The 16,044-nt window shown below is 72.7% G+C and carries 15 protein-coding genes; 4 read left to right on the top strand and 11 right to left on the bottom strand.

Translation table 11 applies throughout. The annotated features are described in order from the left end of the window. The first annotated feature begins 29 nt into the window (after positions 1 to 29). The 4 genes from tal to pgl all read left to right on the top strand — a co-directional run bounded on the left by tal (position 30) and on the right by pgl (position 4,628). Entirely contained in the window at positions 30 to 1,160 is a 1,131-nt protein-coding gene (gene tal / locus ABZ493_RS09355; RefSeq protein ID WP_430581887.1) for a transaldolase, read from the top strand. A gap of 81 nt (positions 1,161 to 1,241) precedes the next feature. Further along, positions 1,242 to 2,783 (top strand): glucose-6-phosphate dehydrogenase, encoded by a 1,542-nt coding sequence (zwf, locus tag ABZ493_RS09350; protein ID WP_430581886.1) that lies wholly within the window; start codon positions 1,242 to 1,244, stop codon positions 2,781 to 2,783. Between the two features lie 82 nt (positions 2,784 to 2,865). Further along, on the top strand, positions 2,866 to 3,840 hold the full coding sequence (gene opcA / locus ABZ493_RS09345; RefSeq protein ID WP_430581885.1) for a glucose-6-phosphate dehydrogenase assembly protein OpcA: 975 nt from the start codon (positions 2,866 to 2,868) through the stop codon (positions 3,838 to 3,840). Next, positions 3,837 to 4,628 carry a 6-phosphogluconolactonase gene (gene pgl / locus ABZ493_RS09340; protein WP_430581884.1) on the top strand — a complete coding sequence of 264 codons (792 nt, stop codon included), beginning with the start codon at positions 3,837 to 3,839 and terminating at the stop codon, positions 4,626 to 4,628. The genes opcA and pgl overlap by 4 nt, the downstream gene beginning before the upstream one ends. A 4-nt stretch (positions 4,629 to 4,632) precedes the next feature. Here pgl and ABZ493_RS09335 read toward each other — a convergent pair whose 3' ends face one another. From ABZ493_RS09335 to ABZ493_RS09285, 11 genes are all read right to left on the bottom strand, one after another. Continuing rightward, a complete protein-coding gene (locus ABZ493_RS09335; RefSeq protein WP_430581883.1) occupies positions 4,633 to 5,529 on the bottom strand; it encodes a phenylalanine 4-monooxygenase in 897 nt (298 codons plus the stop codon). A gap of 77 nt (positions 5,530 to 5,606) precedes the next feature. After that, positions 5,607 to 5,972 (bottom strand): RNA polymerase-binding protein RbpA, encoded by a 366-nt coding sequence (locus ABZ493_RS09330; RefSeq protein WP_429729145.1) that lies wholly within the window; start codon positions 5,970 to 5,972, stop codon positions 5,607 to 5,609. A gap of 143 nt (positions 5,973 to 6,115) precedes the next feature. Then, on the bottom strand, positions 6,116 to 6,358 hold the full coding sequence (gene secG / locus ABZ493_RS09325) for a preprotein translocase subunit SecG (RefSeq protein ID WP_380326827.1): 243 nt from the start codon (positions 6,356 to 6,358) through the stop codon (positions 6,116 to 6,118). A gap of 195 nt (positions 6,359 to 6,553) precedes the next feature. Next, positions 6,554 to 7,321 (bottom strand): triose-phosphate isomerase, encoded by a 768-nt coding sequence (gene tpiA / locus ABZ493_RS09320; protein ID WP_430581952.1) that lies wholly within the window; start codon positions 7,319 to 7,321, stop codon positions 6,554 to 6,556. A gap of 63 nt (positions 7,322 to 7,384) precedes the next feature. Next, positions 7,385 to 8,584: a phosphoglycerate kinase gene (locus tag ABZ493_RS09315; RefSeq protein WP_430581882.1), complete on the bottom strand. Its 1,200-nt coding sequence runs from the start codon at positions 8,582 to 8,584 to the stop codon at positions 7,385 to 7,387. Positions 8,585 to 8,757: 173 nt separating this feature from the next. Next, positions 8,758 to 9,762, bottom strand: coding sequence for a type I glyceraldehyde-3-phosphate dehydrogenase (gene gap / locus ABZ493_RS09310; protein ID WP_430546145.1), 1,005 nt, complete (start codon positions 9,760 to 9,762; stop codon positions 8,758 to 8,760). Between the two features lie 250 nt (positions 9,763 to 10,012). After that, on the bottom strand, positions 10,013 to 10,993 hold the full coding sequence (gene whiA, locus ABZ493_RS09305; RefSeq protein WP_430581881.1) for a DNA-binding protein WhiA: 981 nt from the start codon (positions 10,991 to 10,993) through the stop codon (positions 10,013 to 10,015). A gap of 63 nt (positions 10,994 to 11,056) precedes the next feature. Further along, entirely contained in the window at positions 11,057 to 12,028 is a 972-nt protein-coding gene (gene yvcK / locus ABZ493_RS09300) for a uridine diphosphate-N-acetylglucosamine-binding protein YvcK (RefSeq protein WP_430581880.1), read from the bottom strand. After that, the gene (gene rapZ / locus ABZ493_RS09295) at positions 12,025 to 12,960 is read right to left on the bottom strand and encodes an RNase adapter RapZ (RefSeq protein WP_430581879.1); all 936 of its coding nucleotides are present in this window, start codon (positions 12,958 to 12,960) and stop codon (positions 12,025 to 12,027) included. Before rapZ ends, yvcK begins: the two co-directional genes overlap by 4 nt. Further along, positions 12,957 to 15,098, bottom strand: a complete 2,142-nt coding sequence (gene uvrC, locus ABZ493_RS09290; protein ID WP_430581878.1) for an excinuclease ABC subunit UvrC — start codon at positions 15,096 to 15,098, stop codon at positions 12,957 to 12,959. The genes rapZ and uvrC overlap by 4 nt, the downstream gene beginning before the upstream one ends. Positions 15,099 to 15,165: 67 nt before the next feature. Further along, complete coding sequence (locus ABZ493_RS09285; RefSeq protein WP_430581951.1) at positions 15,166 to 16,044, bottom strand: carbohydrate ABC transporter permease; 879 nt, start codon at positions 16,042 to 16,044, stop codon at positions 15,166 to 15,168.

Here is a 16,044-nt window from a genome sequence, read left to right as displayed (position 1 = left end):
CGAGGGTCTCCGACCTGGAAGGACGTCCGATGACGCAGAGCACCGTCCCCGCCCCGATCACCGACCTCACCGGCGCCGGGGTGTCCATCTGGCTCGACGACCTGTCGCGGGAGCGCCTGCGCAGCGGCAACCTGGCGGCCCTCGTGGCCGAGCGGGGTGTCGTCGGCGTGACGACGAACCCCACGATCTTCGCCAAGGCCCTGTCCAGCGGTGACGCCTACGACGCCCAGCTCGCCGAGCTCGCCGGCGCTGGTGCGGGCGTGGACGTGGACGCCGCGGTCGAGACCATCACGACCGACGACGTGCGCGCCGCCGCCGACCTGCTGCGCCCGGTCTACGACGCCACCGACGGCGTCGACGGACGCGTGTCGATCGAGGTCGACCCGCGCCTCGCGTACGACGCCGACAAGACCGTCGTGGTGGCCGAGCGCCTGTGGCGCACCGTGGACCGCCCGAACGTCTTCATCAAGATCCCGGCGACCGTGCCCGGGCTGGACGCGATCTCCCGCACCCTCGCCCAGGGGATCAGCGTCAACGTCACGCTGATCTTCTCGATCGAGCGCTACCGCTCGGTCATGGAGGCGTTCGCGATCGGCCTCGAGCAGGCCCGCGCGGACGGCATCGACCTCGCACCGATCGGGTCGGTGGCGTCGTTCTTCGTCTCGCGCGTCGACTCCTCCGTGGACGCCGCCCTGGAGAAGATCGGCACGCCCGAGGCGCTCGACCTGCGCGGGCAGGCCGCCGTCGCGAACGCCCGCCTCGCGTTCGAGGCCTACGAGCAGTTCGTCGGCACGGACCAGTGGCGCTCGCTCGCCGCGTCCGGCGCGCACCCGCAGCGGCCGCTGTGGGCCTCGACCGGTGTGAAGAACCCGGAGTACTCGGACACCCTGTACGTCTCCGAGCTGGTCACGGACGGCGTCGTCAACACCATGCCCGAGCCGACCCTGCAGGCCTTCGCCGACCACGGCGTCGTCCCGGGTGACACGGTTCGCGGCACCGCGGGCGCTGCGCGCCGCACGATCGAGACCATCGAGTCGCTCGGCGTGTCCCTCGCCGAGGTCACGGACCACCTCGAGACCGACGGCGTCCGCAAGTTCGAGGACTCCTGGACCGAGCTCCTGGACACCGCCTCCGCCGGCCTCAAGGCCCAGAGCGCCTGATCTGTGTCCCCGGGGGCGTCGACGCGTCCCCGGGGACCCGCACCACCTCCCGCCCGCACGACGAAGAACGGTGCCCACCTCGTGAGACCGGCCAAGATCACCGCCGAGCACAACCCCCTGCGCGACCCCCTCGACCTGCGCCTGCCCCGCATCGCCGGCCCCAGCGGCCTGGTGATCTTCGGGGTCACGGGCGACCTGTCCCGCAAGAAGCTCATGCCCGCCGTCTACGACCTGGCCAACCGCGGCCTGCTGCCCCCCGGCTTCGCGCTGACGGGCTTCGCCCGCCGCGACTGGGAGGACGAGGACTTCGCCCAGGTCGTGCACGACGCGGTCAAGGAGCACGCCCGCACGCCGTTCCGCGAGGCCACCTGGCGCCAGCTCGCCGAGGGCATCCGCTTCGTGCAGGGGTCGTTCGACGACGACGAGGCGTTCGAGCGCCTGCGCCAGACCGTCGAGCAGCTCGACGCCGAGCGCGGCACCGGCGGCAACCACGCCTTCTACCTGTCCGTGCCGCCCAGCGCGTTCCCGATCGTGTGCCGGCAGCTGTCCGAGTCGGGGCTCTCCAAGTCGTCCCCGGACGCGTGGCGCCGCGTCGTCATCGAGAAGCCGTTCGGCCACGACCTCGAGAGCGCGCGCGAGCTCGACGCCGTCGTCTCCCAGGTCTTCGACCCGGAGTCGGTCTTCCGCATCGACCACTACCTCGGCAAGGAGACGGTCCAGAACCTCCTCGCCCTGCGGTTCGCGAACCAGATGTTCGAGCCGCTGTGGAACAGCAACTACGTGGACCACGTGCAGATCACGATGGCCGAGGACATCGGCATCGGCGGGCGCGCGAGCTACTACGACGGCATCGGCGCCGCCCGCGACGTGATCCAGAACCACCTGCTCCAGCTCCTCGCGCTCGTCGCCATGGAGGAGCCGGTCAACTTCGACGCCGAGGCCCTGCGCGCCGAGAAGATCAAGGCGCTCTCCTCCGTGCGCCTCCCCCGCGACCTCGGGCGCCACACCGCCCGCGGCCAGTACGCCTCCGGGTGGCAGGGTGGCGAGAAGGTCGTCGGGTTCCTCGAGGAGGAGGGCTTCAACCCCGACTCCACGACCGAGACGTTCGCCGCGGTGAAGCTCGAGATCGACAACCGGCGCTGGGCCGGCGTCCCGTTCTACCTGCGCACGGGCAAGCGCCTGGGCCGCCGCGTCACCGAGGTCGCGGTCGTCTTCAAGAAGGCTCCGCACCTCCCGTTCGAGTCCTCGCTGACGTCGGACCTCGGCAACAACGCGCTGGTCATCCGCGTGCAGCCCGACGAGGGCGTCACCCTCCGCTTCGGCGCCAAGGTCCCGGGCACCGCGATGGAGGTCCGCGACGTCACGATGGACTTCGGCTACGGCCACTCGTTCACCGAGTCGTCCCCCGAGGCGTACGAGCGACTCATCCTCGACGTCCTCCTCGGCGACCCGCCGCTCTTCCCCACCCGGGAGGAGGTCGAGCTCTCCTGGAAGATCCTCGACCCGGTCACCGCGTACTGGGCGAGCAAGGGCAAGCCGGAGCAGTACGCGTCGGGCACCTGGGGCCCGGAGTCCGCCGACAAGATGATGGCCCGCGACGGCCGCTCGTGGCGGCGCCCGTGAGGCCCGCCCCCGCCCCGGACGACGCACCACGCGCCGCGGCGAGCCGCCCCCACCTGTGCCGCTTCCACAGAGGAGAGCCCCGATGATCATCGACATGCCGGACACGACCACGAACGCGGTCGGCAAGCGGCTCGCCCACCTGCGCGACGAGGGCGGCGCCGTGGCGCTCGGCCGGGTGCTCACGCTCGTCGTGGTCGCGGAGGAGGCCGACATCGAGGACTCCGTCCGCGCCGCCAACCAGGCCAGCCACGAGCACCCGTGCCGCGTCGTGGTGGTCGCGCCGCTGGTGCAGCGCGACCGCTCCGCCCCGCGGCTCGACGCCGAGATCCGCGTCGGTGGCGACGCCGGCGCCTCCGAGGTCGTCGTGCTGCGGGCCGGCGGCCCGATGCTCGACCACCCCGACACGCTCGTCATGCCCCTGCTGCTGCCCGACGCCCCGATCGTCGTCTGGTGGCCGACCGGCGGCCCCGACGACCCGTCCGCGGACCCGATGGGCGCGATGGCCCAGCGGCGCATCACGGACACGACGACGGCGGCGGACCCCGTCGCGATGCTGCACCGCCTGTCCGGCACGTTCAGCCCCGGGGACACCGACCTGGCGTGGGCGCGCGTGACGCTGTGGCGCGGGCTCATCGCGGCGGCGGTGGAGCAGCCCCCGTTCGAGCCCGTCACCGCGGTGACCGTCGAGGGGCAGCAGCAGCACACGTCCCTCGACCTGCTGGCAGCCTGGCTCGGGCAGCGTCTGCGATGCCCGGCCACGGTCGTGCGCACGGACAGCGACGACGCCATCACCCGGGTGACGCTGGAGCGCAAGAGCGGGCCCATCGTGCTCGACCGCCCCGACGGCCGCGTCGTGGCGATCACGCAGCCCGAGAAGCCGGAACGTCGCATGGCGCTCCCGATCCGCGCGCTCAGCGAGGCCCTCATCGAGGAGCTCCGGCGCCTCGACCCGGACGAGCTCTACGGCGAGGTGCTCACCAAGGGCCTCGCGCGGGTCGAGACCGTCGGTGCCAAGCCCGGCGCCACGACGGGCCCGAAGGCGAAGGCCACGGCGTGAGCGCGCCGCTCGTCGTCGTCCACCCGGACCCGACGGTCCTCGCGGAGGCCGCCGCGGCCCGGCTGCTCACCCGCCTGCTCGACGCGCAGTCGGTCCGCACGCCGGTGCACGCGGTGCTGACCGGCGGCACCGTGGGCATCAAGACGCTCGCGGCCGTGGCCGCGAGCCCGCTGCGCGCCGCGGTGGACTGGTCGGGGGTGCACCTGTGGTGGGGCGACGAGCGGTTCCTCCCCGACGGTGACCCGGACCGTAACGAGACCCAGGCCCGCGCCGCCCTCGTGGACGCGCTGGTCGCCGACTCCGGCCTGCCCGCCGAGAACGTGCACGCGATGCCCGCTCTCGGCGCGGTCGCCGGAGGCGCCACCGTCGAGACGCCGGAGCAGTCGGCCGCGGCCTACGCGGACGAGCTCGCGGCCTTCGCCGGGGCGCCCGCGGCCGGCTCGCAGGAGCCGGCCGTCCCGGAGTTCGACGTGCTGCTGCTCGGCATGGGGCCCGACGGGCACGTCGCTTCCTTGTTCCCCGGGCACGACGGCCTCGACGCCCGCGGCGCGACGGTCGGGGTGCACGGCTCCCCCAAGCCGCCGCCGGAACGTGTCTCGCTCACGTTCGACTCCCTCCGGCGCGCGCGCGAGGTGTGGGTCGTCGCCGCCGGGGCCGAGAAGGCCGCCCAGGCCGCCGCCGCCCTCGCCGGGGGCGCGGTGACCGACGTCCCGGCGGCCGGGGCACGGGGCACCGAACGCACGCTGTGGCTGCTCGACGCGGCCGCGGCAGCAGGCCCCGCCGCCTGACCTGCTAGCTCGCCGACCGGTGCCGGTCGGCGAGCAGTCGGGCGGGCGTCTCGTCGTCGAACTCCGCGAAGAACTCCCCCACCCGCTCGGTGAGCTCGCTCATGCCGTCGCAGGCGAACAGCGTGGGCTGGTAGTGCGAGATGTCGTACTCCACGGTGCCCATCGAGTAAAAGTCGAGCGGCAGGATGGTGGCGCCGCGGAACTCCTCGATCTCGCCGTACGAGGACAGCAGGCCCGCGCCGTAGGCGCGCAGCTCCCCCTCCTCGTACATGACGCCGAACTCGATGGTGAACCAGAAGACGTCGGCCACGAACTGGAGACCCTCGGCCGTCTCGCAGCGCCGCGCGGCCTCGCCCGCCCGTCGCTTCACGTCGGCGATCGCCGGGTTCGCGAGCAGGTTCCCGTGCCCGACGACTTCGTGGATGATGTCCGGCTCGGGGGTGTACAGGGGCTGCGACCCGTGCCGCAGGTACTGCGTGGAGTGGAAGACGCCGTCGGCGAGCGACCCGTAGAACTGGTCCAGGGGCACCAGCCCCGCGGCCGGGTGCAGGCGGAAGCCGCTGAGCGGCTCCAGGCCCGCGCTCACCTCGTCGAGCTGCGGCACCCGTTCGGTCGGCAGCGCGAGGGCTTCCTTGCCCTCGAGGTAGCCGCGGATCGCCAGGCGCTCGTGCTTGGGCGCGAGCTCGGCGCACACGGTGCGCCAGATCTCGTTCTCCCCGTCCGTGTACTCGACGCGGGGCACGGGGTCGCCGGGCGACCAGCGCAGCGCAGGGCCCGCGATGACCTCGCGCCGGCGCCGGTACTCCGGGTCGTCCGCGCCGGGGTGGTCGTCCGTGAGGTGCACCGTGACGCCGTGCTCGTCCTCGGTGACGGGGGCGTAGAGCTGTCCTTCCTCGAACATGCGGTCAGACTACGCCCGGCGCCCCCGTCTCGACAGGTGGACACCCGGCGGTACCGTCCCGCTGCCGCCCGGCCCCCTCAGCTCGCCTGGCGCAGCCCCGTCCGGCGCGCCCGCAGCGTCGCGAGCGCCTCCTCGAGGAGGGCGGCGCCGTCCTCCTCGGAGCGGCGTTCCTTCACATACGCGAGGTGCGTCTTGTACGGCTCGTTCCGCACCGGTTCCGGCGGGTTGGCCGCGTCGAGCCCGGCGGGGAAGCCGCAGCGCGGACAGTCCCAGAACTCCGGAGGCTCGACGTCCTCGTTCGCCGAGAAGCTCGGCGTCGTCTCGTGCCCGTTCGCGCACCAGTACGAGACCCGCACCCGGGGTGCCGCCTCGCCGCGCTCGGACTCTCCCAGCGGACCCGCACCCACGCGCGAGCCCCTGATCGCATGACCGGCTGTAGCCACGTCCTGTCGTCCTCACCTTCGACTCAGTGGGCGTACGCCCACGGACGATCTTCGTGAACCGTCGGTCCGGGCTCGCGCCCGGTCCCGTTGCCCGCACCGGCCGAGCCGGAGCCCGGACCGGTGACGGTCGCGGTCGTGCCGGCTCAGCTCACCTTCGTGATGAGACCCAGCAGCACGATCACGACGAACCAGACGAGCGCAAAGCTCACCGTGATCCGGTTGAGGTTGCGCTCGGCGACGCCGGAGCTGCCGGCGGCGCTCGAGATCCCCCCGCCGAACATGTCCGACAGACCGCCGCCCTTGCCCTTGTGCATCAGGATGAGCAGGGTCAGGAAGGCGCTGGTGATCACCAGGAGAACCTGAAGGATGATCTGCAAAACGTCCACGGTGTCCTCGGCTGTCCTCGTTCGTCGTCCGCCCGCGGGGCGGGCATCTGTTCGTCACCCGGCCAGGACGTCGTCCTGGCCGGGTCAAGAGTAAGTGACGGACGCCTCCCGAGGCGAACACCGATGTTTCCATCGGGTGACGATCCTCGGAAGGCGTCCGTGGGGCGGGCCAAGGCCCGCCGTGGTGGTGGCGCGTCAGGCGACGTGCGACTGGTATCGCGCGATCTTCGCGAACTCGACCGGGTCGAGGCTCGCGCCGCCGACGAGGGCGCCGTCGACGTCCGGCTGCGACATGATCTGCGCGACGTTGCCCGACTTCACCGACCCGCCGTACAGCACGCGCACGCCCGCGGCGAGCTCGGCGTCGTACAGCTCGGCGAGGCGGCCGCGGATCGCGCCGCAGACCTCCTGCGCGTCCTCGGGGGTCGCGACCTCGCCCGTGCCGATCGCCCACACGGGCTCGTACGCGATGACGACCTGCGCGGCCTGCTCCGCCGGCACGTCGGCCAGGGCGGCGTCGACCTGCGCGAGGGTATACGAGACCTGCTCGCCCGCCTTGCGCACGTCCAGGCCCTCGCCCACGCACAGGATCGGCGTCAGGCCGTGCTCGAAGGCCGCGCGCACCTTGGCGTTCACCAGGGCGTCGTCCTCGGCGTGGTACTCGCGACGCTCCGAGTGCCCGACGGCCACGTACGTGCAGCCCAGGCGGGCCAGCATCGGGCCGGAGACCTCGCCCGTGTAGGCGCCCGACGCGTGCGTCGACAGGTCCTGCGCGCCGTAGCGCACCTCGAGCTTGTCCGCGTCCACGAGGGTCTGCACCGAGCGCAGGTCCGTGAACGGCGCCAGGACGGCGACCTCGACGGCCTCGTAGTCGTGCTTCGCGTCCTTGAGCGTCCACGCGAGCTTCTGCACCGCGGCGATCGCCTCGGCGTGGTCCAGGTTCATCTTCCAGTTGCCCGCCATCAGGGGCGTGCGGGTGGTGGCCACGATGGGCTCCTCGTTCTCTCGTGCTGGGGTGGTGGTCGGTCAGGCGGCGAGGACGGCGAGCCCGGGCAGCTCCTTGCCCTCGAGCAGCTCCAGGCTGGCGCCGCCGCCCGTGGAGATGTGGCTGAAGCCCGCCTCGTCGAAGCCGAGCGCGCGCACGGCCGCGGCCGAGTCACCGCCGCCCACGATCGAGAACGCGCCCGCCGCGGTGGCGTCGACGATGCCCTGCGCGACGGCGCGGGTGCCGGCGGCGAAGGCGTCGAACTCGAACACGCCCATGGGGCCGTTCCACACGACGGTCCTCGCGTCCGCGAGCCGCGCCGCGAACAGCGCGCCGGAGTCGGGACCGATGTCGAGGCCCATGGTGCCGTCGGGGATCTGGTCGGCCGGCACGGTGCGGTGCGGGGCGTCGGCGGCGAACGAGTCCGCGGCGACGATGTCGGTGGGGAGCACGATCTCCACGCCCGACTCGGCGGCCTGGGCGAGGTAGCCCTTCACGGTGTCCACCTGGTCGGCCTCGAGCAGCGACGAGCCCACGGAGTGGCCCTGCGCGGCGAGGAACGTGAAGACCATGCCGCCGCCGATGAGCAGGCGGTCGGCCTTCGTGAGCAGGTTCTCGATGACCCCGAGCTTGTCCGAGACCTTCGAGCCGCCCAGGACGACGGCGTACGGGCGCTGCGGGTCCGTGGTGGCACGAGAGAGCGCCTCCACCTCCTTGAGGACGAGGTCGCCGGCCGCGGCCGGCAGCAGCTTCGCGACGTCGTAGACCGACGCCTGCTTGCGGTGCACCACGCCGAAGCCGTCGGAGACGAACGCGTCCGCCAGCGCGGCGAGCTCACCGGCCAGCTCCTCGCGCTCGGCGTCGACCTTCGAGGTCTCGCGGGCGTCGAAGCGCACGTTCTCCAGGAGCGCGACCTGGCCGTCGGCCAGGGCGCCGACGGTCTCCTGGGCCGACGGGCCGGTCACGTCGGCCGCGAGGGCGACGTCCTGGCCCAGCAGCTCGCCGAGGCGCGCGGCCACGGGCGCCAGGGAGTAGTCGGGGTTCGGCTCGCCCTTCGGGCGCCCGAGGTGGGCCGTCACGACGACCCGCGCGCCGGCGTCCGTGAGGCGCTTCAGCGTGGGCAGCGCGGCCTTGATCCGGCCGTCGTCCGTGATCGTGGTGCCGTCGAGCGGCACGTTGAAGTCCGAGCGGACGAGGACGCGCTTGCCGCGCAGCTCGCCCAGGGTGTCGATGGTCTTCATGGGGCACACCTGTCCGTCAGGGCCCGGTGCGTGCGGCGCTGCCGTGAGGCGTCCGCACGTCCCCGGACCGGGTGATCTGGTCCGTACATGACGACGTCCGCGTGCGCAGCCGGAGTTCGGCGCGCACGCGGACGTCGTGACTCACGCTCGAGCGGTGTCGGGCGCCGGAGTCGTCAGAGCTTCTCGCCGACGAAGACCGTCAGCGACACGAGGGAGTTGGAGTAGCCCCACTCGTTGTCGTACCAGGACACGACCTTGACCTGGTTGCCGATCACCTTGGTGAGCTTCGCGTCGTAGATGCTCTGGTGCGGGTTGGTGACGATGTCCGTGGAGACGATGTCGTCCTCGACGTACTCGAGCACGCCCTTGAGGGGGCCCTCGGCGGCAGCCTTGACCGCGGCGTTGACCTCCTCGACCGTGACCTCCTTCGGGGCCTCGAAGGTGAGGTCCGTGGCGGAACCGGTGATGACCGGGACGCGCAGGGCGTAGCCGTCCAGCTTGCCCTTCAGCTCCGGGAGGACCAGGGCGACGGCCTTGGCGGCACCCGTGGTGGTCGGCACGATGTTCTGCGCGGCGGCGCGGGCGCGGCGGAGGTCCTTGTGCGGGCCGTCCTGCAGGTTCTGGTCGCCGGTGTACGCGTGGATCGTCGTCATCAGGCCACGCTCGATGCCGATCGAGTCGTTGAGGGCCTTGGCGAGCGGCGCGAGGCAGTTCGTCGTGCAGGACGCGTTCGAGATGATGTGGTGCGCGGCCGGGTCGTACTGGTCGTTGTTCACACCCATGACGAAGGTCGCGTCCTCGTTCTTCGCCGGGGCGGAGATGATGACCTTCTTGGCGCCGGCGTCGATGTGCGCCTTGGCCTTGGTGGCGTCGGTGAAGAAGCCGGTGGACTCGATGACGATGTCCGCGCCCAGCTCGCCCCAGGGGAGGTTCGCGGGGTCGCGCTCGGCGAGCGCACGGATCTTCTGGCCGTCGACGATGATGTTGTCGTCGTCGAAGTCGACCGACTTCGGGAAGCGGCCCAGCACCGTGTCGTACTTGAGCAGGTGGGCCAGAGTCTTGTTGTCGGTCAGGTCGTTGACGCCGACGACCTCGATGTCCGCACCCGACTCCACGAGAGCGCGGTAGAAGTTCCGTCCGATCCGACCGAAGCCGTTGATCCCGACGCGGATGGTCACGATTGCCCTCCTCAGGGCGCGCCGGTGAGATCCCGACGCACACGGTTGATGCCGACTTCCGCACGCCGCGAGGGGCGTGCTGATGATTCACGTCGTGACCCCGGAACCACCCGACGTTCTTCCACCGGGCGGTCAGCCTCGGGTCACGTCGTCGTCACCTGACGGAATGAGCCTATACCCGAATCGGCGGTGCCGCTGACCCTCGACGACCTCGTGAGACGTGTGGTCCGACCATATGGACGCGGTGCCGTCAGAGGTCGAGGAGCTCGGGGCTCAGACCGGACTCGGTGTCCGGGACGCCGACCTCGAGGGCACGCTTGTCCGCCGTCGACAGGAGGCGTCGGATCCGGCCCGCGACGGCGTCCTTGGACAGCGGCGGGTCGGCCAGCTGCCCGAGCTCCTCCAGGGACGCCTGCTTGTGGGCCAGCCGGAGCTCGCCCGCCTGCCGCAGGTGCTCCGGCACGTCCTCGCCCAGGATCTCGAAGGCCCGCTGCACCCGGGCGCCGGCCGCGACGGCGGCCCGTGCCGACCGGCGCAGGTTCGCGTCGTCGAAGTTCGCGAGCCGGTTGGCCGTGCCGCGCACCTCGCGCCGCGCGCGCCGCTCCTCCCAGATCTCGCGGGTGCGTACCGCGCCCATCCGCCGCAGGATCTCCCCGATCGCCTCGCCGTCGCGCACGACGACGCGGTCCACGCCCCGCACCTCCCGGGACTTCGCCTGCACGCCCAGGCGCCGCGCGGCGCCGACCAGAGCGAGCGCCGCCTCGGGCCCCGGGCACGTGACCTCCAGCGCCATCGACCGGCCGGGCTCCGTCAGCGAGCCGTGCGCGAGGAACGCGCCGCGCCACACCGCCTCGGCCTCCGCGACGCCCGCCGACACGACCTCCGGGGCCAGCCCGCGCACCGGCCGCCCCCGCGAGTCCAGCAGGCCCGTCTGGCGGGCGAGCGACTCGCCGTCGCGCACCACGCGCACCACGTACCGGTTGTTCTTGCGCAGCCCCCCGGCCTGCACCACGATCAGGTCGCTCGTGTGGCCGTAGAGCTCCGTGATCGCCTGGCGCAGCCGCGCGGCGGCCGCCTCGTCGTCCAGCTCCGCCTCGATGACCACGCGGCCCGAGATGATGTGCAGCCCCCCGGAGAACCGCAGCGTCGCCGAGACCTCCGCCTTGCGGCACGACGTCCGGGTCACCTTGATCCGCGCGAGCTCGTCCTTCACCTCTGCCGTCAGCGCCATGGCGTCATCCTGCCACGCGGGGCAAGCACCCCGAGCCGTCGGCGGGGTACCGCAGAGGACCGGTCACACGTCCCCGTAGACGCCCTCGAACACGTCGCGATAGGCCGCCGCCAGGCGCAGCGGGTCGTGGCGCGCCGTCCCGTCGCCGCGACGGACCTGCCGCATGAGCAGCCGCGCCCCCATCGCCTGGGCGGCGTCGGCCAGCTCGTCGACATCCTCGACGGCGGACGGGTCGGCGAGCACGGCGTCGACGCGCAGGCCCGGCGCGTGCCGGTGCAGAGCCTCGAGGTGGTCGGTGGCGGTGAGGCCCTGGGTCTCGCCGCGCTCGGCGGCCAGGTTCAGCGTCACGCACACCCGGGCGTCCGTCTCGTGGAGCGCCGTCGCGAGCTCCGGCACGAGGAGGTGCACCAGCACCGACGAGTACCAGGAGCCGGGCCCGAGCACCACCCAGTCGGCGGCGCGCACCGCCTCGACCGCCTCGGGGCACGCGGGCGGGTCCGCCGGCACCAGCCGCAGCTGCTCGATCCGCCCCTCGGTCACCGCGACCCGGCTCTGTCCGACCACGGTCTCCAGCCCCGTCGGGCCGCCGCTCCCCCGCACGTCGGCCTCCACCACCAGGGGGACGGACGCCATCGGCAGCACGCGCCCGCGCGCGCCGAGCAGCTTGCCCACCCAGTCCAGGCCGGTCACGGTGTCGCCGAGCAGCTCCCACAGCGCCACGATCATGAGGTTGCCCATGGCGTGCTTGTCCAGGCTGCCGCCCGAGACGAACCGGTGCTGGAGCAGGTCGCTCCACGTGCGGCCCCACTCGGAGTCGTCGCACAGGGCCGCGAGCGCCATGCGCAGGTCGCCGGGCGGGAGGACGTCGAGCTCGTCGCGCAGCCGGCCCGAGGACCCGCCGTCATCCGCGACCGTGACGACGGCGGTCAGCCGGTCGGACATCAGCCGCAGGGCCGAGAGGCTCGCGAACAGGCCGTGCCCTCCCCCGAGCGCCGTGACCGCCGGCGCCCCCGGGCTCGCGACCGGCGTCGTCACTCCTTCCCCAGGTCGCGTGCCGTGAGGGAGACCCGCTGGCCCGCGTCGCGCAGCCGCTGGGCGATCTCGCCCGCGATCGCCACCGAGCGGTGCTTGCCCCCGGTGCACCCGACCGCGATGGTCACGTACCGCTTCTCCTCGGCCAGGTAGCCGGCCAGGACGGGCTCGAGCGCTGCGACGTAGCGGTCCACGAACTCCTGCGCGCCGGGCCGGGCGAGGACGTACTCCCGCACCGGGGCGTCCCGGCCCGTGAGGTGGCGCAGCTCGGTGATCCAGTAGGGGTTGGCCAGGAAGCGGACGTCCACGACGTGGTCGGCGTCGAGCGGGATGCCGTACTTGAAGCCGAAGGCGAGCACGTTGACCCGCAGGGCGTCGGGGGCGCCGTCCGCGACCGCGGCACGGACCTCACGTGCGAGGTCGTGCACCGACAGCTCCGAGGTGTCGATGACGACGTCGGCGCGCTCGGCGATCGACGCGAGCGCGCGGCGCTCCTCGCCGATGCCGTCGAGGATCCGGCCCTCGCCCTGCAGGGGGTGCGGACGGCGGACGCTCTCGTAGCGGCGCACCAGGGTGTCGTCCCGCGCGTCGAGGAACAGGATCCGGTAGTTCACGCCCGCGTCGCGCAGGTGCTGCAGCACCCGGGCGAGCTCCGCGAAGTACTCCCGGCCACGGACGTCGACCACCACGGCGAGGCGCTCCACCGACGACCCCGCGCGCGTCATGAGGTCGACGAGCGGGACGATCATCATCGGCGGCAGGTTGTCGACGACGAACCAGTCGAGGTCCTCCAGCACGCCCGCCGCGCGCGACCGGCCGGCGCCCGACATGCCGGTGATGATCAGCACCTCCGGCTCGGCCTGCTCCGGGGCGGGGGTGGTCGCCTCGATCTCGGGGATGCCCTGCGGGACGGTGATGGGATCCGGCTCGCTCATGCGCCCAGCATGCCAGGGCCCGCCGCGTCCTGGCTGGTCGGCGCGCTGCCAGCGTCGGGGGTACCGGCGTCGGTGCTATCGGGGTCGGTGCTACCGGGGTCGGCGGTGTCCGCGCCGCCGAGCGCGGCGACGACGGCCTCCGCGGTGCGGCGGCCCATGCCGCGCACCTGGGCGATCTCGTCGACGCTCGCCGCGCGCAGCTTCTTGACCGAGCCGAAGGTGGTGAGCAGGGCCTTGCGCCGCGCCGGCCCGAGGCCCGGCACGTCGTCGAGGGCGGAGGTCACCATCCCCTTGCTCCTGCGCTGCCGGTGCGCCGTGATGGCGCGGCGGTGCGCCTCGTCGCGCACCCGCTGGAGCAGGTACAACGCCTCGGAGGAGCGCTGCAGGATCACCGGGTAGTCCTCGCCGGGGAGCCACACCTCCTCGAGCCGCTTGGCGAGGCCGCAGAGCGCCACGTCGGTGACCCCCAGCTCGTCGAGGGCGCGCTGGGCCGCCGCCACCTGGGGCGGGCCGCCGTCGACGACGACGAGGTTCGGCGGGTAGGCGAACCGCTTGCGCTCCCCCGTCTCCTCGGCGGGGACCTCGCCCGACCGCGGGCGGGCGGCGCCCGACGGGCGTCCGTCGTCGTCGCTGTCGTCGAGCTCCACCTCGCCCGACGCGAGCCGGTCGGTCAGGTAGCGGCGGAACCGGCGGGTGATGACCTCGTGCATGGCTGCCGTGTCGTCCCGGGCCCCGTCGCCCTCGGGGCCCCGGATCGAGAAGGTGCGGTACTCGCTCTTGCGCGGCAGCCCGTCCTCGAACACCACCATCGACGCCGACTGGTAGGTGCCCTGCGTGTGCGAGACGTCGTAGCACTCGATGCGCAGGGGTGCCGACTCGAGGCCCAGCGCCTCCTGGATCTCACGGAGCGCCTGGCTGCGCGTGGTGAGGTCGCCGGCCCGCCGCGTGCGGTGCAGGACGAGGGCGTGCTCGGCGTTCTTCCGGACGGTGGCAGCGAGCTCGCGCTTGTCGCCCCGCTGCGGCACCCGCAGCTCGACGCGGGCACCACGCAGGCCCGTCAGCCAGGCCGCCATCTGCGCGGGGTCCGGGGGGAGCACGGGGACGAGCACCTCGCGCGGGACGGCGTCGCGCGCCTCGCGCCGGGCCGCCGTCCGCCCCTCGGCGTCGAGGTCGGCCTCGGCGGCCGCCGCGCGCGCGTCCTCGACGGCGCCGTACACCTGCTGCAGCAGGTGCTCGACGAGCTCCGCGTCGGTGACGTCCTCGACCTTCTCCACGACCCAGCCGCGCTGGCCGCGGATGCGCCCGCCCCGCACGTGGAACACCTGGACCGCGGCCTCGAGCTCGTCACCCGCGAGCGCGAAGACGTCGGCGTCGGTCGCGTCGGGGAGCACGACGGCGTTCTTCTCCGTGGCGCGGCGCAGCGCCTGGATGTCGTCGCGCAGGCGGGCGGCCTGCTCGTACTCCATGGACGCGGCGGCCTCGTTCATCCGCGCCGTGAGCCGCCGCTCGAACCGCTGCGTGTCGCCTGCCATGAAGTCGCAGAAGTCCTGCGCCAGCTGCTTGTGATCGTCGACCCCGATGCGGCCGACGCACGGTGCCGAGCACTTGTCGATGTAGCCCAGCAGGCACGGGCGACCGGTCTGGTGCGCCCGCTTGTACACGCCCGCCGAGCACGTGCGGATCGGGAAGACCCGCAGGAGGAGGTCGAGGGTCTCGCGGATGGCCCAGGCGTGACCGTACGGTCCGAAGTACCGGGTGCCGGGGCGCTTGGCGCCGCGCATCACCTGGGCGCGCGGCACCTCGTCGGCCATCGTCACCGCGAGGTACGGGTACGACTTGTCGTCCCGGTACTTCACGTTGAACCGCGGGTCGTACTCCTTGATCCACGAGTACTCGAGCGCCAGCGCCTCGACCTCGGTGCCCACCACCGTCCACTCGACGGAGGCCGCCGTCGTGACCATGCTCTGCGTGCGGTGGTGCAGGTGCGCGACGTCCTGGAAGTAGTTCGACAGCCGTGCCCGCAGGTTCTTCGCCTTGCCCACGTAGATCACGCGGCCGTGCGCGTCGCGGAACCGGTAGACGCCGGGCGACGTGGGGATCTCCCCCGGTTTCGGGCGGTAGGTCGCTGGGTCGGCCATGCCGTCAGCCTAGGTCAGGCCACCGACGGTCCCGGTCGCCGGCCGCGGCCCCCACGCCGCTCGCGACCTACTTCATCGTGCCCGCCGAGACCGAACCCTGGAGCTGGCGCTGGAAGATCAGGTAGGCGATCAGCACCGGCACGATCGTCACCACCACGGCCGCGAACATCGCGCCGAAGTCCACCGCGTACCCCGCCGACGAGACGAACGCCGCCAGCCGTTGGGAGAGCACGTAGTTCTCCTGCGCCGGGTTCAGCGCGATCGGCAGGATGAACTGGTTCCACAGGCCGAGGAAGTTGAAGATCGCCACGGAGGCCATGCCGGGCGTCGCCATCGGCAGCATCACCTGGAAGAACGTGCGCCAGTTCCCCGCGCCGTCGATCGCCGCGGCCTCGGCGATGTCGTCCGGCAGCCCACGGAAGAACGCGTAGAGGAAGAACACCGTGAACGGCAGCGCGAACGCGACGTAGACGACGATCAGGCCCGGTAGCGTGCCGAGCAGCCCGGCGTTCTGGAGCACGAAGAACAGCGGCACGATCGCGAGGAAGACCGGGAACGTCAGCCCGGCCAGCATCAGGTAGTAGATCGCCCGCCGCCCGGGGAACTCGAAGCGGGCCAGCACGTAGGCGCACATCGCCCCGAGCAGCATGACGAGCACCAGCGCCGTCCCGACCACGATGATCGTGTTGACGAAGGCGCGGCCGATCTGGGCGTCCACCCACGCGTTCTGGTAGTTCGTGAACGACCACTCGGACGGCAGCGAGAACGGCGACGCGAAGATCTCCGAGCTCGTCTTGAAGGACCCGATGAACACCCAGATCATCGGCGCGATGACGAGGCCGCACCAGATCACGAGGACGGTGTGCGAGACCCCCGCCGCGACGCGGTCGCCACGACCGGCCGTGCGGGCCCGGGTGGGCACGGCGGCGCGTGCCGTGCGCGGCAT

Origin of the sequence: Isoptericola sp. NPDC019482 (assembly GCF_040632295.1) — a bacterium.
Taxonomy (GTDB): domain Bacteria; phylum Actinomycetota; class Actinomycetes; order Actinomycetales; family Cellulomonadaceae; genus Isoptericola.
The sequence above is the reverse complement of the archived record's forward strand: the minus strand, read 5'-3'. Positions and strand labels throughout refer to the sequence as shown.

What these genes read in the sequence shown, in the direction of transcription:
- tal (WP_430581887.1), top strand. Translation starts at nt 30, where the DNA reads ATGACGCAGAGCACCGTCCCCGCCCCGATCACCGACCTCACCGGCGCC.
- opcA (WP_430581885.1), top strand. Translation starts at nt 2,866, where the DNA reads ATGATCATCGACATGCCGGACACGACCACGAACGCGGTCGGCAAGCGG.
- ABZ493_RS09335 (WP_430581883.1), bottom strand. Translation starts at nt 5,529, where the DNA reads ATGTTCGAGGAAGGACAGCTCTACGCCCCCGTCACCGAGGACGAGCAC.
- tpiA (WP_430581952.1), bottom strand. Translation starts at nt 7,321, where the DNA reads ATGGCGGGCAACTGGAAGATGAACCTGGACCACGCCGAGGCGATCGCC.
- ABZ493_RS09315 (WP_430581882.1), bottom strand. Translation starts at nt 8,584, where the DNA reads ATGAAGACCATCGACACCCTGGGCGAGCTGCGCGGCAAGCGCGTCCTC.
- whiA (WP_430581881.1), bottom strand. Translation starts at nt 10,993, where the DNA reads ATGGCGCTGACGGCAGAGGTGAAGGACGAGCTCGCGCGGATCAAGGTG.
- rapZ (WP_430581879.1), bottom strand. Translation starts at nt 12,960, where the DNA reads ATGAGCGAGCCGGATCCCATCACCGTCCCGCAGGGCATCCCCGAGATC.
- uvrC (WP_430581878.1), bottom strand. Translation starts at nt 15,098, where the DNA reads ATGGCCGACCCAGCGACCTACCGCCCGAAACCGGGGGAGATCCCCACG.
- ABZ493_RS09285 (WP_430581951.1), bottom strand. Translation starts at nt 16,044, where the DNA reads ATGCCGCGCACGGCACGCGCCGCCGTGCCCACCCGGGCCCGCACGGCC.